General features: G+C 48.3%; 20 protein-coding genes and 1 other RNA gene. 14 read left to right on the forward strand and 7 right to left on the reverse strand.

Annotation, left to right across the window (positions count from 1 at the left end; genetic code table 11):
- Nucleotides 1-25: 25 nt before the first annotated feature.
- The 3 genes from DFP97_RS17345 to DFP97_RS17355 are packed head-to-tail and all read left to right on the forward strand — an operon-like array spanning nucleotide 26 to nucleotide 2,987.
- Entirely contained in the window at nucleotides 26-1,321 is a 1,296-nt protein-coding gene (locus DFP97_RS17345; RefSeq protein ID WP_114381448.1) for a CapA family protein, read from the forward strand.
- Between the two features lie 30 nt (nucleotides 1,322-1,351).
- Nucleotides 1,352-2,092, forward strand: a complete 741-nt coding sequence (locus DFP97_RS17350; protein WP_114381449.1) for a glycerophosphodiester phosphodiesterase — start codon at nucleotides 1,352-1,354, stop codon at nucleotides 2,090-2,092.
- 28 nt (nucleotides 2,093-2,120) lie between these two features.
- Nucleotides 2,121-2,987, forward strand: a complete 867-nt coding sequence (locus DFP97_RS17355) for a DUF92 domain-containing protein (RefSeq protein ID WP_114381450.1) — start codon at nucleotides 2,121-2,123, stop codon at nucleotides 2,985-2,987.
- A 187-nt stretch (nucleotides 2,988-3,174) separates the two neighbouring features.
- On the opposite strand, the gene pepF is transcribed toward DFP97_RS17355, so the two are convergent.
- From pepF to DFP97_RS17370, 3 genes are all read right to left on the reverse strand, one after another.
- Entirely contained in the window at nucleotides 3,175-4,965 is a 1,791-nt protein-coding gene (gene pepF, locus DFP97_RS17360; protein ID WP_114381451.1) for an oligoendopeptidase F, read from the reverse strand.
- 193 nt (nucleotides 4,966-5,158) lie between these two features.
- A complete protein-coding gene (locus DFP97_RS17365; RefSeq protein WP_114381452.1) occupies nucleotides 5,159-5,341 on the reverse strand; it encodes a hypothetical protein in 183 nt (60 codons plus the stop codon).
- A 140-nt stretch (nucleotides 5,342-5,481) separates the two neighbouring features.
- Complete coding sequence (locus tag DFP97_RS17370) at nucleotides 5,482-5,715, reverse strand: hypothetical protein (RefSeq protein WP_114381453.1); 234 nt, start codon at nucleotides 5,713-5,715, stop codon at nucleotides 5,482-5,484.
- A 142-nt stretch (nucleotides 5,716-5,857) separates the two neighbouring features.
- Here DFP97_RS17370 and DFP97_RS17375 point away from each other — a divergent pair, with 142 nt between their 5' ends.
- From DFP97_RS17375 to DFP97_RS17385, 3 genes are all read left to right on the forward strand, one after another.
- Complete coding sequence (locus tag DFP97_RS17375) at nucleotides 5,858-6,559, forward strand: class I SAM-dependent methyltransferase (RefSeq protein ID WP_181873560.1); 702 nt, start codon at nucleotides 5,858-5,860, stop codon at nucleotides 6,557-6,559.
- A 78-nt stretch (nucleotides 6,560-6,637) separates the two neighbouring features.
- Nucleotides 6,638-6,835 (forward strand): cold shock domain-containing protein, encoded by a 198-nt coding sequence (locus tag DFP97_RS17380; RefSeq protein WP_114381455.1) that lies wholly within the window; start codon nucleotides 6,638-6,640, stop codon nucleotides 6,833-6,835.
- 129 nt (nucleotides 6,836-6,964) lie between these two features.
- A complete protein-coding gene (locus DFP97_RS17385) occupies nucleotides 6,965-7,684 on the forward strand; it encodes a YebC/PmpR family DNA-binding transcriptional regulator (RefSeq protein ID WP_245976335.1) in 720 nt (239 codons plus the stop codon).
- A gap of 81 nt (nucleotides 7,685-7,765) precedes the next feature.
- On the opposite strand, the gene DFP97_RS17390 is transcribed toward DFP97_RS17385, so the two are convergent.
- Complete coding sequence (locus DFP97_RS17390; protein ID WP_114381456.1) at nucleotides 7,766-9,019, reverse strand: MFS transporter; 1,254 nt, start codon at nucleotides 9,017-9,019, stop codon at nucleotides 7,766-7,768.
- 69 nt (nucleotides 9,020-9,088) lie between these two features.
- Here DFP97_RS17390 and DFP97_RS17395 point away from each other — a divergent pair, with 69 nt between their 5' ends.
- From DFP97_RS17395 to DFP97_RS17410, 4 genes are all read left to right on the forward strand, one after another.
- Nucleotides 9,089-9,406 carry a hypothetical protein gene (locus DFP97_RS17395; protein ID WP_114381457.1) on the forward strand — a complete coding sequence of 106 codons (318 nt, stop codon included), beginning with the start codon at nucleotides 9,089-9,091 and terminating at the stop codon, nucleotides 9,404-9,406.
- A 79-nt stretch (nucleotides 9,407-9,485) separates the two neighbouring features.
- Nucleotides 9,486-10,514, forward strand: coding sequence for a tetraprenyl-beta-curcumene synthase family protein (locus DFP97_RS17400; protein ID WP_245976344.1), 1,029 nt, complete (start codon nucleotides 9,486-9,488; stop codon nucleotides 10,512-10,514).
- A 30-nt stretch (nucleotides 10,515-10,544) separates the two neighbouring features.
- Entirely contained in the window at nucleotides 10,545-11,513 is a 969-nt protein-coding gene (gene pfkA, locus DFP97_RS17405) for a 6-phosphofructokinase (protein ID WP_114381458.1), read from the forward strand.
- 104 nt (nucleotides 11,514-11,617) lie between these two features.
- Nucleotides 11,618-11,827, forward strand: a complete 210-nt coding sequence (locus DFP97_RS17410; protein ID WP_114381459.1) for a DUF3906 family protein — start codon at nucleotides 11,618-11,620, stop codon at nucleotides 11,825-11,827.
- A 65-nt stretch (nucleotides 11,828-11,892) separates the two neighbouring features.
- Here DFP97_RS17410 and DFP97_RS17415 read toward each other — a convergent pair whose 3' ends face one another.
- The 3 genes from DFP97_RS17415 to DFP97_RS17425 form a co-directional block, all read right to left on the reverse strand.
- A complete protein-coding gene (locus DFP97_RS17415) occupies nucleotides 11,893-13,089 on the reverse strand; it encodes a putative glycoside hydrolase (RefSeq protein WP_114381460.1) in 1,197 nt (398 codons plus the stop codon).
- A gap of 141 nt (nucleotides 13,090-13,230) precedes the next feature.
- Nucleotides 13,231-13,425, reverse strand: coding sequence for a hypothetical protein (locus DFP97_RS17420; protein ID WP_181873561.1), 195 nt, complete (start codon nucleotides 13,423-13,425; stop codon nucleotides 13,231-13,233).
- Nucleotides 13,426-13,564: 139 nt separating this feature from the next.
- Nucleotides 13,565-14,404: a YitT family protein gene (locus tag DFP97_RS17425; RefSeq protein ID WP_114381461.1), complete on the reverse strand. Its 840-nt coding sequence runs from the start codon at nucleotides 14,402-14,404 to the stop codon at nucleotides 13,565-13,567.
- 155 nt (nucleotides 14,405-14,559) lie between these two features.
- Here DFP97_RS17425 and cshA point away from each other — a divergent pair, with 155 nt between their 5' ends.
- From cshA to DFP97_RS17445, 4 genes are all read left to right on the forward strand, one after another.
- Nucleotides 14,560-16,161: a degradosome RNA helicase CshA gene (gene cshA / locus DFP97_RS17430; RefSeq protein ID WP_114381462.1), complete on the forward strand. Its 1,602-nt coding sequence runs from the start codon at nucleotides 14,560-14,562 to the stop codon at nucleotides 16,159-16,161.
- 105 nt (nucleotides 16,162-16,266) lie between these two features.
- A complete protein-coding gene (locus tag DFP97_RS17435) occupies nucleotides 16,267-17,043 on the forward strand; it encodes a YesL family protein (RefSeq protein WP_114381463.1) in 777 nt (258 codons plus the stop codon).
- 47 nt (nucleotides 17,044-17,090) lie between these two features.
- Nucleotides 17,091-17,273: non-coding RNA, 6S RNA (gene ssrS / locus DFP97_RS17440), on the forward strand.
- A 112-nt stretch (nucleotides 17,274-17,385) separates the two neighbouring features.
- Complete coding sequence (locus tag DFP97_RS17445; RefSeq protein WP_114381464.1) at nucleotides 17,386-17,775, forward strand: DUF1499 domain-containing protein; 390 nt, start codon at nucleotides 17,386-17,388, stop codon at nucleotides 17,773-17,775.
- Nucleotides 17,776-17,792: the final 17 nt, after the last annotated feature.

Consider the following 17,792-nt stretch of genomic DNA (forward strand, 5'->3'; position numbering starts at 1 on the left):
TTCCATCAAGGAGGAGACATCTTCTATGTTATCAAGGTCCGAGTCACATCAGCAGGACAAGCTTAAACGTAAAAAAAGGCTTAGAAGGTTAATCGTCATTAACTTTGCGCTGTTAGGCGTTATTATAGTAATTTTAGGGGCATGGCTTGCAGCATCAGTTATTCAATCGAAACCTGAGGCTGGCGGAGATCCGGTAAACGATGGTCAAACGGCGGATGCAACGGATCCGCCAGCGGACGAAGGCAGCGGTAACAGTAAGGGCAGCGATAACAGCCAGGGCAGCGATAACAATGGCAATAACATCGGAAATAGTACGAACGGTACGCCGGAGGATGACGGGGAGAATGGAACGGTGCCCGGGACAGAAGGCAGCCCGGACGAGACGGTTAGTCTATCCTTTGTCGGCGACCTGCTGTTAGGCGAGTATGTAGATCCTGTGATGCAGCGTGAAGGCTATGACTTTTTATATAAAAAATCGTTGCTTTATTTGAGTGAGCCAGATCTCACGGCAGGGAATTTGGAGCATCCGGTGACGAGTGGCGGTGTTCCGGTAGAAGGAACGCCTTACGTGTTCAAGGGATCGCCTGACGCACTGCCCGCACTGCGGGAGGCGGGTTTCGATGTGGTGAGCCTCGCAAATAATCACGCGCTTGATCAAGGCGTAGAAGGCATGCTTGACACGATGAAACATTTGGAAGAAGCGGGAATTTCGCATATGGGCGCAGGCAGAGACGATACGGAAGCTTTTTCGCCTGTTATCAAAGAGGTTAGAGGCATTAAGATCGCCTATATCGGGATTAGCAGAGTAGTACCGTTCGCTTCGTGGAAAGCGGACAAAAATGTGGCCGGCGTAGCTGAAACGTACGAGACGAAGCGTGCGGTCGCGGCTATTGCTAAGGCGAAGGATCAGGCGGATATCGTTGTCGTCATGGTGCATTGGGGCAAGGAGCGCGTTGATCAGCCGGAGCCGTACCAGAAGGATTTTGCGAGACAATACATTGATGCCGGCGCGGACCTCGTTATTGGCAGTCATCCGCATGTGCTGCAAGGATTTGAAATGTATAAAGGAAAATGGATTGCATACAGTTTAGGAAACTTTATTTTTACTGCGTTTCCGAAGGGGACAGCCGGAGAGACAGGCGTGCTTGACGCGGTATGCACGAAGAGCGGAGATTGCGATATGACGTTTCATCCGATGTTTACGGTCAATGCGCAGCCTACGCCTTTAGAAACGGATGCCGCGAAAGCGCTGCTTGATCGCTTGTCGGCCATTTCTTTTCAGGTGAAGCTGAGAGAGGATGGATCGATTGTTCCCGACTAATGGAAACCCGTTCGAAAGGATGATCGCTTCATGAGAAATCCGTGCGTTGCGCACCGAGGCTGGTCAAGCCGCGCGCCGGAAAATACGATGTCGGCGATTCGACTCGCGATCGCTGATCCGGAAGTGGAATGGATCGAAATTGATGTCCAGCTGTCGAAGGACCATGTGCCGGTCGTTATTCACGATTATACATTACGCAGAACAACAAATGGCAGAGGCGAAGTGAAGGATTGGACCGCTGCCGAGCTTTCGTCGCTTGATGCGGGAAACTGGTTTTCCCAAATGTACCAAGGAGAGTCGATTCCGACGCTGGTCGAGGTGCTGAGTGAAGCAATCGGCCGCTGCAAGCTGAATATTGAGTTGAAAACAGATGGTATCCGTTATCCGCTGCTGGAGCAAAAAGTGATGGAGCTTGTGCAAGCTTTTGACGCGGAGAAGAATGTAGTCATAACGTCTTTTCATGAAGGCGCGCTGTATCGGGTACGGAAATTATCCAATCAGATCCGAACAGGACTTATTATCGATGGTTGGCGCAGCACGCTCCTCAAGGAGCTGGAAGAGCTTGGATCGGACTTTTTATCAATAGGATATGCAAGGTTGAATAAGGATCGCATGGCTTTATTAAAGAGCGCGGGCATTCAAGTAATGGCTTGGACGGTAAACGATACGCGTACAATCCGCAAGATTGCCGCGCTTGATCCGGAGCTGATGATTTGCACAAACTATCCAGACCGCTGGCATGAGGCGATGCTGCAAAGGGTGAGCCGCTAAGTGGTTAATCAGGAGGCTGCTCATTTGTATGGTAGGAATCATTGAGGAATGGTGGATAAGGCTGCTTGCTGGCTTGCTCGGCAGCGGCCTTATTGCTGCAGCTGCATTTCGGGCACGTTCATTATCCGCTTCCGGCGCGTGGTCGGCGGTCGTGATGGGGACGGGCTTCGTTGCTTTGGGCGAACCTGTTTGGTTTGTCGTCTTGATTAGCTTCTTTGTTTCGTCCACGCTATGGTCGAGGTGGAAGCGGAAGCATCGGGTGAAGGCAATGGCCGAAGCAAAATATGAGAAGACGGGGCGCCGTGATGCCGGCCAAGTATGGGCGAATGGCGGCGCAGGATTAGCGTTATGCGCCGCACATGCGATTTGGCCCGATCAAGGGTGGCTATATGCTTACATCGGCATCATGGCTGCCGTGAACGCAGATACCTGGGCCACCGAGATCGGGGCACTGAGCAGAACGGCTCCGCGCTCCGTAACGAGCGGCAAGCCGGTGGTTGCAGGAACGAGCGGCGGTGTCACGCCGCTCGGCAGCGCAGCAGCGCTCGCAGGCGCCGTGTTCATCGGCGCCGTTGCCGCGCTGCTGCTGGCGGCCCCGCAGCAAGCAGATGCTGCTGCGGGTACGCCAGGCGGCGGAGCCGCAGCGGCGGCATACATCGCCGCCGCGGCCGCCGCCGGCCTGGCCGGTGCCTTCGCCGATTCACTGCTCGGCGCAACCGGCCAGGCCATGTACCGCTGCCGGGTATGCGGCAGCGAAACGGAGCGGGCCGCGCATTGCGGCAGCGCGGCTGAGCGGGTGCGCGGCTTCGCCTGGCTGAACAACGACAGGGTGAACCTGCTGTCGTCCCTTTTCGCAGGCCTGCTCGCCTTCGCTATCGGCGAGCTGCTCCTTTAGCAGCTCCCGCATAATAACATCCACAAAGAAGACTGCCACTGATCGCTTCTGATCATGAGGGGCAGTCTTTCTTTTGCTTATTGGTACCCAAATGAGGGTTCCGAGTAGCTCGGCGTTATAAATCGCATAAATGCACTTCAGCAAAATAATAAGGCCGTCAAGTTCCCTTGACGGCCCTCAAAACTATTTACTTCGTCAACTGCTCCATCTGTCCAATCAGCTCTTCAAATACGCTCATTGCCTGCTCGATCGGCTCAGGCGTGGACATATCAACGCCTGCCTTCTTCAAAATATTAATCGAGAAGTCGCTGCCGCCGCTCTTTAGGAAGCCGAGGTAACGCTCAACCGCTGGCGCGCCTTCCTCCAAAATTTGCTTCGAGAAGCTTGTCGCTGCGGAGAAGCCAGTCGCATATTTATACACGTAGAAGCTGTTATAGAAGTGGGGGATACGCGCCCATTCCATTTCAATATCTTTATCGATAACCATGCCGGGTCCGTAGTACTGCACGTTCAGATCGTAATAGATTTTGCTTAGCTCCTGCGGAGTAAGCGAATCTCCCTGCTCAGACCGCTCGTGCACGATTTTCTCGAACTCGGCGAACATCGTTTGACGGAATACCGTCGTACGGAACTGATCCGCGTAATAAGTAAGCAAATACATTTTTTCCTTCGGATCTGTCGATTTGCCGAGCAAATAATCCATCAACAGCGCTTCGTTCAAGGTGGATGCAACCTCTGCGAGGAAAATCGTATATTGCGCATCTCGGTAGTTTTGATTCGTGTCCGAGTAGTAGGAGTGCAGGGCGTGGCCCATCTCATGCGTCAATGTGAACATGCTGTTCAAATTGTCCTTGTGGTTTAGCAAAACGTACGGATGCGTCCCGAAAGCGCCCCAGCTGTATGCGCCGCTTCGTTTTCCTTCGTTCTCGTAAACGTCGATCCAGCCATTGTCAAAGCCATCCTGCAGCACGTTCAAATAATCTTCGCCAAGCGGCTTCAAGCTTTCGCTGACCGTTTTCTTTGCTTCCTCATACGTAATGTCCATCTTGAACTCATCAACGAGCGGCGCAAACAAATCATACATATGAAGCTCCTCTAAGCCGAGCAGCTTTTTACGCAGATCCATGTATCTGTGCATGAGCGGAAGATGCTTGTGAATCGTTTCGATCAGATTCGTATACACTTCCTCCGGGATGTTATCGGCATACAGCGACATATCCAGAGCGGAGCTGTATTTACGGGCCTTGGCATAAAAAATGTTTTTCGTTACGTTCGCATTCAACGTGGAAGCAAGCGTGTTTTTCAGCTTGCCGTACGTATCGTACATAGCATGAAACGCTTCGCGCCGTACGTCTTGATTTTTGCTCTCAAGAAATTGTATGTAACGTCCGTGCGTCAGCTCGATTTCTTCGCCTTCTTCATTTTTCACCTTAGGGAATTTTAAGTCCGCATTGTTAAGCATGCCGAAGATTGTACCAGGAGCCGAGCTAACGTTCCCGACCTGAGCAAGCAGAGCTTCTTCATTCTTCGATAGAACATGTGCCTTCTGGCGGCGCATTTCTTCGAGCGTATGGCGGAATTTCGCAACCGATTCGTCGGCAATGATCGCTTCGAGTTCATTGTCTGAGAAGCTGAGTACTTCAGGCGTGATAAATGATAGCGCTTCTCCTGTTTCCACGCTAAGTTTTTTCGATTTGTCAGAGAGAGCTTGATAAGTCGGCTCTGCCGTATCCTCATGATGCTTCATATTGGCATATACATACAGCCGTTCTACATGCATCGACAGCTCATCCTCAAGCTCAAAGCACGCTTTGAGCTGAGCAACGTCGGCAAGCTTGCCTTGGTATGCGGCAACTTTCTTTATTAACGCCTTCGCCTCCGAAAATTCCTTGTCCCATGCAGCTTGGCTTTCAAATAAATCCTCTAGCTTCCAGCGGCTCTCCGGTGCGGATTCTGAACGTTTTGGTACGTGATTCATCGAACTCCTCCTTGGTATGGATAAGGTTGGTAAAGAATGCGGGGTGTTCGCTGCAGCATCTTTGGAGGCGGCAGCACCCGGCACGAGGCTTAAAGCAAGCAGCAAGGTTAGCCATTTCATCCGATTATCACCTCGGGAACACAGTTTGTGCTTACTATGTCCTCTAGTATTGTCGAATATACGGCTTTGCTAGCTAAGCTGCTCCCATCGTAAAAAAGGCATAAACAATAAGAAAAAACGCAAACGCGATAAGCGCGATAGATACCATCGCAAGACCGCGGCGCACACCAGGGGGCAGGGAGTCACGTTTCAAGACTACGATTGCTCCCAGCGAGAAAGCTGCAATTACAAAAATAATGGTTGCGGTAGGATCCATCTGCTAGGTAAGGCCTCCTGAAAATAAACTTGCACGAAAAGCAGACGCATATCGTTACCTATGCTGTTCTGCGTTACGATATGTTCGCCGTAAAGGACAAATTTTCCTGCTCTTTTTTACGAAGAACAATCGAACGATCATTATACGTTTTTCAAAGCGGTCATAATGGCTTCCAACTCTTCTTCGCGACCTGCGTAATCGGATGCACGGAAGCGGTTCTGCGCCCAATGCAGCATTTCCGGACGACTGACGAACGTGTGGCAATCTTCTCCCCATTGATCGGAGATCTCTCTGACAATAAGTGTCTTGCCTTGTACTTCAACCGTCAGCATATTGTATTTGTCGGTCTTGTAAATTTCGTGTTTTTTAAACATGCGTAATTTTCACCCTTTGAATAGTTAATTATGGTATTCTTACCATCATAGCCATTATGAAGGCTGTAATCAATACGACAGCATAAGAAGTAAGCCCAGATTAGTTAAGTTTGAGATGAGACGAGCAGAGGAGAGTGCAAGGATGAGCAAGCAGGGTTATGAGCAGATCGGCGTCGCTATGACGTGCAGAAGCTACGATGAGTATGTCCGGATGTTTGATTTAAAAGAAGCGGATTTGACAAGAGGCACGGTGCTGGACGTCGCGGCAGGAGGGTCATCGTTTACTGCCGAGGCTAATGCGAGAGGCTGCTCGGCAATTGCGGTCGATCCGCGATATGGATCGGGAATTCAAGAGTGGATTCGCGAGGCAGCGCAAGAAATTGATTCATCGACCGCAAAGCTCGCGAAATTAGCGGACTCTTTCGACTGGAGCTATTACGGCTCACTGGAGAAACACCGCGAGGGGCGTGAGGCTTCGCTTAGGCGATTTGCGGAGGATGCGATAGAGAGCGCCGGCATAGATCGCTATCTGGACGGTCGATTGCCAAACATTCCATTTAATGACAATCAACTTTCGCTCGTTCTATGCAGTCATTTTATGTTTTTGTATGCTGAGCAATTCGGATATGAATTTCATATACAATCGATTTTAGAGCTGATGCGGGTTTGCAAGCCAGGCGGTGAAATTCGTATTTATCCGCTTATAGCGCTCAATTGGGAGCCTTATCCCGAGCTCGAGTCATTAATGGATACGATAAAAGCAAATGGCGGGACACCTGAACGGCTTCCTTCGAAGCTTCCTTTTATTCCTGGATCGAACCAGTTTTTACGAATTTCGCTTTAATTGCTTTTTCTATTTCGTATCGATATAATGGTGCTACTCGCCGTTCAAGACGGCGGTCATTTTTAGGAGGTTGTTCAATTGAAAGGAACAGTTAAATGGTTTAACGCGGAGAAAGGCTACGGCTTTATCCAAACTGAGGGCGGAGAAGACGTATTCGTTCATTTCTCGGCTATTCAAAGCGAAGGTTTTAAGTCTCTCGATGAAGGTCAAGCGGTCGAATTCGACATTACTGAGGGTAACCGCGGCGCTCAAGCGGCTAACGTCACGAAACTATAAGAACCAAGTGCGAATGAATGATTGGAAAGGGCCTCCTGGCAACAGGGGGCCCTTCTTGGCTTTCATTGACCGAAACCTGTTTGCGATGATAAACTGTTGCTTGGAAACTTTCTCAGGGGAGCGAGCATAATGAAGTTTAAATTGTTTAAAGACCGTAAAGGTAAAGCCGATCAGGCTAAAAATAACAAGTTTGTTAAGCTTGGACGCGAAATTTATGTACAAGCCCGCAGAGGCGGACCAAACCAGGATGCAAACTTCGGACTGAAGACCGCGATTGCCAATGCAAGGGCAGAACAAATGCCTAATGATAACATTGAACGGGCAATAAAGAAGGCTGCCGGTGCCGGCGAAGGAGTCGAGTACGAGGAAATAATGTACGAAGGCTATGGCCCTGGCGGAGTAGCTATTATGGTAAAATGCTTGACGGATAATCGAAACCGTACCGCTGCCGACGTTCGTTCCGCTTTCAATAAACGCGGCGGAAACATGGGTGAGAGCGGCTGCGTAGCCTACATGTTTGATCACAAAGGGCTGCTCGTTGTCGACCGCGAAGCGCATGAGACGGATGAGGATACGATGATGATGGTTGCTTTGGAAGCCGGCGCGGAGGACGTAGTCGTGAATGACGACAGCTTTGAAATTTTGACCCACCCGCATGAGTTTGAGCAGGTGAAGACCGCTTTGGAGAAGGAAGGCTACACTTTCGTAAACGCCGGCGTTCGTTGGCTTCCGCAAAATATCGTAAAGGTTGAAGGCGAGAACGCGGACAAGCTGCTTAAAATGATGGATGCTTTCGAGGATAATGACGATGTTCAAGATGTGTTCTCGAACTTTGAAATAAACGAGTAAGATATAGCTGCGCAAATAAGCAAGGGCTGCTCCTAAGAGTATAATCTCTTTTGGAGCAGCCCTTGTCTGCAAGCGGTGCGGTTATCGGTCAGCGCGGCTGAAATAATGATAGGAGAGAAAACCGACTGCTGCTACCAGCGCGAAGCCGGTACCCATCTGGAAAAAGGTTTCCCGGCCAAAATGCTCGTAAACGAATCCTCCGAACATACCGCTAATGACACCGGCTAGCCCCGTCCATACAACGGCATAAACCGCTTGTCCGGACGCGCGGTACTCGTCGGGAATGAGATGCGAGAGGTAACGAAGAGCGGTCGAGAAATAGATACCGAACGAGATGCTGTGCATCGCTTGCGTAGCGACTACCCAGCGTGGATCTTGAATGTCGCTAAGCAGCCATAGCCGAACCGCATACATAACGGAGGCAATCATTAGCAGAGGCAGCTCTTTGAATTTATGGCCGTACTTGCCGAGTAGAAATAAGATCGGAATTTCACTCATGGCAGAAACGAGCCATGCGAGTCCAACAAGCGAATCGCTGGCACCCATCTGACGCATCGTTACGGCTAGAAAACCTTCGTACATCCGATGGGGAATGGATACGGTAAGAATAATTAAGAAAAAGAGCAAAACATCTCTTTGGCGAATGAGTTTGAAGAAGCCGGAAAAATCTATTTTTCGCGCGCTTCCTTGATAATCTTTTATGAATGTAGTTAACCCTAACGTAATCGCTATCGTGCAGAGCGCTAACGGAAGTGTCCAATGCGAGCCGATCTGTTTTAAAATAAGTCCGAACGTATAAGCGGTGACCGCAAAGCCAAGCGATCCGAAAATTCGAATGAGCGCATAAGGCGTGCCCGTGTATTGGCTTGATAATAAAAGTAAACTGTCACTCAGCGGATTTATTGGCGTTTGAAAAAAATAAAAGCCCATCATAACAAGACAGACAAGGGCAAAATGCTCAATGGGGAGTAAAAGGGAAATCATGACGAGCTGGCCGAACAAAAGCAGCATGAGCAGTTTTTTGATCGTTCTGAATTTGTCGCTTGCCATGCCGAGTATAAGGTTAGCGAAAATAGAAATAAATGGCCCCGTCGAGTAGATAATACCGATCTGCTGCTCCGAAAATCCGCGATCCAAAAAATAAAGCGGGATAAAGGATACGACCATTGCGGCGGTGGAATAGGCGGAGAAGCTGAAAATTCTGAGCGACAACGTCTCTTTGCGTGCTGTAGGTGACCGCTCTGCCCGGACCGTGTCTGTTTTGTCCATATTTGGTTGCTCACTCCATCTCTGTTCAATAAACAATATGGTAAATAGTATAGCATGGATTAACATTCGTATAAATGAGATTTGAAGCTGGATTATTATGAGTTGAAATGGTACATTTATGTGTGGAGGTTTACTATGGGAGCGTATCGTTTTGACTGGGATGAGCGGCTTCGGATCCGAATTCCTGTGCTTGAAGCGGAATGGGAGCAGTACGAGGCATCCGAGCAGCTGGCGATTGTCGAGCAATGGGAGATCATACGCGGAACAATTCCTGACCGCGTCATGGAGTTTGAACAGCTCATTAATGTGAAGCAATCGCAGCTGTTTGAGGAGGAAAGCTTTGAGCAATCTTGTATACTAAACTATGATATTGCCGATTATGCAAGTAGGATTAACGATTTGCACATTTGGTATCGCATCGATCAGGAATTGGAATCGCGCCGACATTCATGAACATGATTTTGAGGAGGGGTGCGCCGTGAGATTAACGACTTTATCAGGAAATCGGGTGCCCCAAGGACCGATAAAGCTCATGCATCGCATATATAAATATGTTCTTCCTGAAGTGGAGCGGGAGCTGGAGCAGCTTCGCCGCTTTGCACAGCGGATACCCGATCTTGAGCTGCGAACACAGGCGCTTGCCAGCATGGACAGCAAAAAGTTCCATTGTCAGGGCGGCGGTGTATACGCGGCGGCTAACCTTGAGCGTCGGCACGTGCTCATTCCGCTAATCGTAGCTCTTCAGACGATTAGCGACTACTTGGACAATCTATGTGATCGAAGCACTTCACTAAATCCGGATGATTTTCGTTTATTGCATCAATCCATGCTCGATGCCGTTAATCCCGAAGCGGAGCTTCAGGATTATTATGCATTTCGAAGCGAGAATGACGATGGAGGCTATTTGCACCATTTGGTTCGGACCTGCCAGCTCCATGCGGCGCAGCTGCCTTCCTATAGCAGCGTGCAGCAGCATGTAACAGAGCTCGTTGCGCTATACGGCGATCTCCAGGTGTACAAGCATATTCGCAAAGATTTGCGCGAATCGCAGCTGCTTGCTTGGTGGGAGCTGCATCGTAACAACTATCCGAATCTGCAGTGGAATGAGTTTGCTGCCGCAACCGGATCGACGCTCGGGATGTTTATGCTGTTTCTAGCCGCAAGTGAGGATAGGCTTTCTGAGCGGGATGCAGCAACGATAAAGTGTATTTATTTTCCGCACGTATGCGGCTTGCATATATTGCTCGATTACTTAATCGATCAGGAAGAGGATTATGCCGGCGGCGACCTTAACTTTTGCAATTACTATGATAATGAAAGTCTGCTTGTTGAGCGTCTCGGCACGATAGTGAATCGAGCTCGGGAGGATGTGAAGCAGCTTCCGGCTTCCCGTTTCCACCGTTTGATTATTGAAGGGCTATTAGCCTTGTATTTGTCAGACCCGAAGGTTCGCCACCAGGCGGATGTGCGAGATGTTTCTCGGAAGCTAATGAAGAACAGTCCGCTGACGCGTCTGTTTTTTCTCATCAACAGCATCTGGATTCGGAAACAACAGGCTTAAATATAAATGAACAATGTGGAGGAATGAACCATGTCTGCAGTCAAATCAATCGCAGTACTGACAAGCGGAGGAGATTCGCAAGGAATGAACGCAGCCGTTCGTGCTGTCGTAAGAAGCGCTTTATTTCACGGTTTGGACGTTTACGGCGTGCAACGCGGTTACCAGGGACTGATTAACGATGATTTACGTCAAATGGATTTACGCAGCGTAGGCGATATTATCCAACGCGGCGGAACGATTCTGCAAACGGCACGCTGTAAAGAATTTATGACAGCGGAAGGCCAGCAGCGCGGCGCGGAGGTGCTTCGCTCAAGAGGCATTGACGGGCTCGTAGTAATCGGCGGCGATGGCTCTTATCAAGGGGCAAATAAGCTAAGCAAGCTTGGCATTAAGACGATGGGTCTGCCGGGCACGATCGATAATGATATTCCTTTTACTGATATTACGATCGGTTTTGACACAGCCGTTAGCATCGTTGTCGACGCTATCAACAAAATCCGCGATACGATGTCCTCGCACGAGCGTTCTTCCATAGTCGAGGTTATGGGACGCCATTGCGGAGATATCGCGCTGCATGCAGGACTTGCAAGCGGTGCTGAGACGATTCTCGTGCCGGAGGTTCCATTCGAGCTTAGCGAGGTTGCTGAGCGGATGAAGACGAACTTTGCCAAAGGCAAGCGTCACAGTATAATCGTCGTTGCAGAGGGCGCAGGCAAAGGCGAGGAGGTTGCAAGGCAAATTACAGCTGACTGCGGAATTGAACCGCGAGTTACCGTTCTCGGCCACATTCAGCGGGGCGGTACGCCAACTGCGATTGATCGTATACTGGCAAGCCGCTTAGGTGATTTTGCGGTAAGACAGCTGATGGCGGGAGATTCCGGTAAAGCTTGCGGCGTCGTTCGCGGAGAGCTTACGACAACGGACATTGATACCGTAGTTAATTCAAAAAAGCCGTTCGACATGAACATGTATGAGCTGGCGATCCGTCTATCCCAATAAGGGTAATAAAAAAGCCTTATGTCCAAGCAGTGATTGCAACTGCCGGACATAAGGCTTTCATCTGTAAATAACTTAATATTATATTCAGAGGTGGTAACTCAAAAATGTTTTTATACAAAATCGAAGTTGAGCTTGCCGACAAAATGGCTTACCTTATCATACTTGCAGAAACAGATGAGAAAGCGTTCGATGTCGTGGAGAGCCACATTGAGCGTCATTTTATTAAAAAGCCTGAGATTCGCTCCATCGCCCTTGTAGAGAAAAAGAGAACGGAAGCCGGCAATGGCTACGTCATTGAAGGTGCTTTCCATTAGCCTTATTCTAAAAACGTCCATTTCCGCTGTTACAACGGGAATGGACGTTTTTCATTACCTATGTGCTATTTATACGCGACACCGGGCGAATATTTGTTGCCGGCGTTCCAGAGTAAATATTCTTTGACGCCAGTATCATGCAATGCCTTGATTTGAGCTTCAACCTCGGCTTTTCCATATTTCACATAATGACCGCTACCAAGCCAGCTTGCAGTAAAATCTTGAATCCATGGACGAATGATCGGCTTTAATTCGCCTGTAGATTCAAGCTTCTTATGAGTATCTACCATTGCGCCTTTGATCGTCTCGTATGGGCTCCTGTCGGGATCCTTCTGCTTAAACCACCCTGTACTATAGTGACTCGGATATACCATTGGCGATATGACATGTACATCATTCGAAATTTTGACAAAATCCTGACCGATGCCTTCGGCTGCGGGAACCGATGCGGCATAGCCGAATATATCGACAGAAACGCGTACTCCGAGCGGCTCAAGCTGCTCACGGGCATATTTGACGAAGCCAGTAACAGCGTCTACGCGGCTTTCCTCTGTTTTGTTAAAGGTAAGCGCTGCCGCTTTTTTCTCAAAGCCTTCGGGAAAACGCACGTAATCAAATTGAATTTCTTTAAATCCAAGCTTTGCGGCTTCCTTTGCTACAGCGATATTATACTCCCAAACATCTTTGCGGTACGGATTGACGAAGCTTTCGCCGCGGCCGTTCTTCCATACGGTTCCGTCCTGATGAAGGAAGGAGAGCTCCGGCTGTTTGCGCGCAAGCACCGTATCTTTGAAAACAACGATCCTAGCGATCGGATAAATGCTGTGCTGCTTGAGAGTGGCGAGCAGCACACCGATGTCTTTAATAAATTTTTTAGGGGTTCCGACCACTAATAATTCAGGGGTCGTCGTTGGATATGTAATATATCCGTTGTCATCTTTGATATCAATAACCATGCCGTTTAGCTCAGTATCGTCCAGCAATTTTATTAATGATTCCAAACGCGAGCCGCCTGCGCTATGCGCAGTTACGTATATTCCTTTGATTGGGGGAGTATCCGGCTGCGGATCCTTCTTAATGCCTGTTGCTTCTGGTTTTCCCGTATCTTCGCCGCCGATGGCGGCACTGTCCGGCCCAATAATCGTTTGACCAGCTGCGGAATTCACGTAGGCAACAGCTAATTGCTTGGCTGCGTCACTGCCATCTCCACTCCCGGTGAGCAAATTGTACAGCAGCACCAAACTTGAAATAATGATGTCCATTATGCTCTCTCCCCCGCTTGCTATTCTGTTCAGATTATAAAGCAGATCGCATGTCCGGGTCACCAATTTTTTTGAACCTGAAACAAAAAGCCAGCCGAGTTTAACTCGACTGGCATGTAAATAATTCTATGTCCCGCATTGTCATTGTAACAAAGCTTCTCTCTGCTGATTGCAAATACTGTGCTGCACAATTTCCATTGCGTCAGCTGGTTCAAGTAAGGCGAGTCCGTCACGCAGCACGATGCTGATGTCCATTTCACGTTCAGTAAGAAAAGGACTAAGCTCTGGGGCAAGCTTCTCTACAATTTGAGACAATTTGACCGTTTCCATATCCATTGAGCATCACCCTTTCATATTTAATGTTCAGGGGAAATCATATGGCAAGAAACCAAAAGCTACGGGATACACACATTATAGCAGGATCATTTTCAAAAACATAGGGATACTGAGCAAAATCCATGTTTGCGTATATGGTTTACTCCTTGCTCCTCGAGAAGTCGCCAATTATGCCTACGGTTTCCACTATGTTTATGAAGGCATGCGGGTCGATTAATGTAATTGTTTTGCTTAACTCTGCTACTTCGTATTTCGTTCGTACAGTCATCAACATATCGCGCTCTATAGAAGAATATGCGCCGCGTGTTTTTATAATCGTAATGCCGCGCGGATGCGAGAGCAGCTTGGAGAGCAGCTCATCGGTTTTGGTCGTAATAATGAATGCAGTTACTTTAATATGCCGCACGTGAATGAGATCGACCACTTTACCAGCTGTATAAATCGACAGGAGCGAATACAAGGCAAGATCCCAGTTTTCCGTAAACAGGACAAGAACAGCGATGACGAGGCCATTTAATATAAAGATAATCATGCCTACCGGTAAATCGCGTTTGCGTGTAACGATCGACGCAATAATGTCGAAGCCGCCGGATGAGCCTCCGTAACGTAACGTCAAACCGCTGCCGAATCCAACAATAATGCCGCCGAAAACAGCTCCAAGTACAATGTCATACGCAATTTTTTCTGCAGGAATGAGTTGCATGAACAAGGTAGATGCTATTACGGTGTAAATGCTCCAAAAAATAAATCGATGGCCTACTGCGAACCAACCCCAAATAAGCACTGGTAAATTCAATACCAGATAAAGCCAGCCGATGTTCCCTCCGGTTATATAACCAATCATCATGGAAATACCGGATATTCCGCCGCTTAACAGTTGATGCGGAATGAGAAACAGGTTGAAGCCGATAGCTATAAGGAAAGCGCCGAGAGTCATGATCGGAATAGTAACAAGGTAACGCAGGGAGTGGGGATTCATTGCAATCGCTCCAATGCAACCAAAGTGAAAATATTGGTTTATTTGTAACCCTTAGTATGTCTTTCTTTGGTTTACTGGTATTCATGATTGAATCTGTGCTATAATGGTTTGGATATTCTTAAGTAGGCTGCAGATAAAAGGAGTTTGAGAAAAGTTTGAAAACATTTGCTGAATTTGGCTTGGAACCGAAAGTGTTACAAGCAATTACTGAACTTGGATTCGAGGAATCTACCCCGATTCAAGACAAAGCGATCCCTATTGCAATGGCAGGAAGAGATCTAATTGGCCAAGCACAGACGGGTACAGGAAAGACAGCGGCATTCGGAATTCCGCTCATTAACAAAATTCCGACAAGCGAGGAACGCATTGTCGCATTAATAATGACGCCAACCCGTGAACTCGCAATCCAAGTGGCTGACGAGATCGGGAAGTTAACTCGATACAAAGGTCTTCGCTCATTGCCGATTTACGGTGGACAAGAGATTGGCCGTCAAATCCGCGCATTGAAGAAGAAACCACAAATCATCATCGGTACACCAGGACGTTTGCTTGACCACATCAACCGTAAGACGATTCGTCTTGAAGATGTACAAACTGTCATTTTAGACGAAGCTGATGAAATGCTTGACATGGGCTTCATGGAGGATATTCAATCTATCCTGAAGCAAGTACCTGAAGAGCGTCATACGATGCTGTTCTCCGCTACAATGCCAAGCAACATCCAAAAATTAGCACAACAGTTTCTGAAAGATCCGGAGCATGTATCGGTTATCCCGAAACAAGTAACGGCACCTTTAATCGATCAAGCTTACATCGAAGTGCACGAGCGTCAGAAGTTCGAAGCGCTAAGCCGGTTGCTTGATATGGAATCACCGGAACTTGCTATTATTTTTGGACGTACAAAGCGTCGTGTAGATGAGCTGAGCGAAGCGCTTCAAAAACGCGGATATTCCGCTGACGGCTTGCACGGCGATTTGTCTCAAAATCAACGCGATAGCGTAATGCGCAAATTCCGCGACGGCAGCATTGATGTATTGGTAGCAACAGACGTTGCTGCACGTGGTCTGGACGTATCTGGCGTAACGCACGTAATCAACTTTGACCTTCCGCAAGATCCTGAGAGCTACGTTCACCGTATCGGTCGTACGGGCCGCGCCGGTAAGGAAGGTACGGCTTGGTCGTTCGTCACACCACGTGAGACTGATCACCTGCACTTCATTGAGAAAATAACGCGTCAGAAGATGAACCGTAAGCCGCTTCCAAGCATTGCCGAAGCGATTGAAGGTAAGCAGCGTGTAACGGCTGAACGCATATTGGAAATCGTCCAAAACGACGAATTCTCGGAATACAAAGCAATTTCGATTCAATTGCTGGAGCAATACGATTCCGTTCACCTTCTGTCAGCAGCGATTAAACTGCTTACAGGCGAGAAGAAAAATGTTGACGTTGAATTGACTCCTGAAGAACCTCTGCGCGCTAAAAAACGCAGACCGGACATTCGTTCGAACGGACGTCCATTCAACCGCAGCGGAGGCTCCTCGTACGGCGGCAACCGCAGTGGTGGTACTGGTGGTACTGGCGGCGGCGGCTACCGTGGACGCGATGACAGACGCAGCGGCAGCAGCGCAGGTGCCAGCTCGCGCGGCAGCTACGAGAACCGTGGCGGCAGCGGCGGTTACGGCGGCAAGAGAAGCAGCGAGGGACGCACTGAAAACCGTCGTCCTAAGAGCAACTCTGAAGGCTTCGTAAATAATTAACAAAAAAACCGAGGAAGTCCGTGATGCCTTGCGGGCATCCGAACCTCCTCGGTTCTTTTTTGATTAAATCGTGGGAGTAATCTTACTTTTCTGGAGGCAGATCCGATGGAACCAAGAGGGCTAATGGGTGGATTTTACCGAATTTCCGAGTGGATCATGCGGCTATCGGTCATAAATGTATTGTGGTTGATTTGTTCTATTCCTTTCGTTTTCTTCGCGTGGGGTTTACTTATGTCAACGGATCCCACTCAAGTGTATTCCGCTCTAATTGCAATGGCAGTTATAGCTCCATTCACGTTGTTTCCGGCTACTGCAGCCATGTTTGCAGTTGCCCGCAAATGGGTGATGGGGGAAAGTGATGTTGCTCTGTTCAAAACGTTTTTCCGGGGTTACAAAGAAAATTATAAGCAAAGCATGCTTGGCGGTATTATATATACTATCCTGCTAACCATTATGATTGTTGATTTCATTGTTTATCGCGAACAATTGAATTTGCTTTCTTATATTTTCATCGCCTTTTTGGTACTGCTCGTTGTATCGTTATTTAATTTTTTCTCGATGCTTGTCCACTATCATATGAAAACGTTTCAATTATTGAAAAACGCGGTTCTCATTACGATAGGTAAACCGTTTCGTTCATTGTCGACTGCCATTATGAGTGGAGCTGTCATGTATTTCAGTACAAAGTTTACGTTCCTTATCCCATTCTTTATGGGCAGCATCATCGCATATTTAGCATTCTGGAACTTTCATCTGATTTATCAGAAGCTGCAGGAGCAGGCAGAAAAAGCGAGGCTTGCTGAGGAAGAAGAGGCGGAGAAAGCAGCAGAGCTTGACCGCGAAGACCTTTTGAAGGATGATTCGAACAGCTCCAGTAAATAACATACCGACTAAGTTTACTTTTAATGTAGTTCGTTCTATAATAGCAATACCTCCTGCGATGTTCGTTGCGGCTTTACGCTGTTTTGAACCAATGGCTGTTTCACGGGAGACCTAAATCGAAACGTAGCTGACATGCCCCCGAAAAGGGATCTCAAAAGCGGTTCTGCGGTCACCCACCTGCGAAAGCGGGTTCAGAAACAAGTGAGTCGGACGGCATAGGCGGGTACTTATTAACAAATGAAGAGCATTTGCCGGTTAAATCCGGTGAGAGCTCTTTTTTCATGGGACAAATCATGGTATCATATAGAGTAATGTACATAGATGCCGGAGGGGTGATCGTAGTTGTTGAAGCGGACCTTGATCGGGCTGCTGCGTAGTCAAGAACAGACTGGCGACAGAGCCAAGGATCCAATGCTCAAATCTCATTTCTATAAGCTGTCGAAAGACAAGGCTTGGGAAGAAGTGATATCCACTCTTAAGAAGATGCAAGGCTATAAGGTGCTTCATGAGGTGCAGTCGGTTGGGGAGATTGTACTGGAGAAACGAACGGCATTTGGAAGGACGATGGACATTACGGTTTCCGTCATTAGTGTTAACCCGCTTCAATCTGCGGTCGATATTTATTCTGCATCCCGCGGCTCGTTAGGGGATCTTGGATCAAATTACAGAGTTATTCTTGAACTGTACCGCACACTTGATAAGAAGCTTGCCGCATTTAAAGTAAATAGTTAATACATAACAAAGCGAGG

Origin of the sequence: Paenibacillus prosopidis, assembly GCF_003337375.1 — a bacterium.
GTDB classification, from domain to species: Bacteria; Bacillota; Bacilli; order Paenibacillales; family Paenibacillaceae; genus Pristimantibacillus; species Pristimantibacillus prosopidis.

Bases quoted from the DNA above. Each gene is read 5' to 3' on its own strand.
- DFP97_RS17345 (WP_114381448.1), top strand. From the start codon at position 26: ATGTTATCAAGGTCCGAGTCACATCAGCAGGACAAGCTTAAACGTAAA.
- DFP97_RS17350 (WP_114381449.1), top strand. From the start codon at position 1,352: ATGAGAAATCCGTGCGTTGCGCACCGAGGCTGGTCAAGCCGCGCGCCG.
- DFP97_RS17355 (WP_114381450.1), top strand. From the start codon at position 2,121: ATGGTAGGAATCATTGAGGAATGGTGGATAAGGCTGCTTGCTGGCTTG.
- pepF (WP_114381451.1), bottom strand. From the start codon at position 4,965: ATGAATCACGTACCAAAACGTTCAGAATCCGCACCGGAGAGCCGCTGG.
- DFP97_RS17365 (WP_114381452.1), bottom strand. From the start codon at position 5,341: ATGGATCCTACCGCAACCATTATTTTTGTAATTGCAGCTTTCTCGCTG.
- DFP97_RS17370 (WP_114381453.1), bottom strand. From the start codon at position 5,715: ATGTTTAAAAAACACGAAATTTACAAGACCGACAAATACAATATGCTG.
- DFP97_RS17375 (WP_181873560.1), top strand. From the start codon at position 5,858: ATGAGCAAGCAGGGTTATGAGCAGATCGGCGTCGCTATGACGTGCAGA.
- DFP97_RS17385 (WP_245976335.1), top strand. From the start codon at position 6,965: ATGAAGTTTAAATTGTTTAAAGACCGTAAAGGTAAAGCCGATCAGGCT.
- DFP97_RS17390 (WP_114381456.1), bottom strand. From the start codon at position 9,019: ATGTTAATCCATGCTATACTATTTACCATATTGTTTATTGAACAGAGA.
- DFP97_RS17395 (WP_114381457.1), top strand. From the start codon at position 9,089: ATGGGAGCGTATCGTTTTGACTGGGATGAGCGGCTTCGGATCCGAATT.
- DFP97_RS17400 (WP_245976344.1), top strand. From the start codon at position 9,486: ATGCATCGCATATATAAATATGTTCTTCCTGAAGTGGAGCGGGAGCTG.
- pfkA (WP_114381458.1), top strand. From the start codon at position 10,545: ATGTCTGCAGTCAAATCAATCGCAGTACTGACAAGCGGAGGAGATTCG.
- DFP97_RS17410 (WP_114381459.1), top strand. From the start codon at position 11,618: ATGTTTTTATACAAAATCGAAGTTGAGCTTGCCGACAAAATGGCTTAC.
- DFP97_RS17415 (WP_114381460.1), bottom strand. From the start codon at position 13,089: ATGGACATCATTATTTCAAGTTTGGTGCTGCTGTACAATTTGCTCACC.
- DFP97_RS17420 (WP_181873561.1), bottom strand. From the start codon at position 13,425: ATGGATATGGAAACGGTCAAATTGTCTCAAATTGTAGAGAAGCTTGCC.
- DFP97_RS17425 (WP_114381461.1), bottom strand. From the start codon at position 14,404: ATGAATCCCCACTCCCTGCGTTACCTTGTTACTATTCCGATCATGACT.
- DFP97_RS17435 (WP_114381463.1), top strand. From the start codon at position 16,267: ATGGAACCAAGAGGGCTAATGGGTGGATTTTACCGAATTTCCGAGTGG.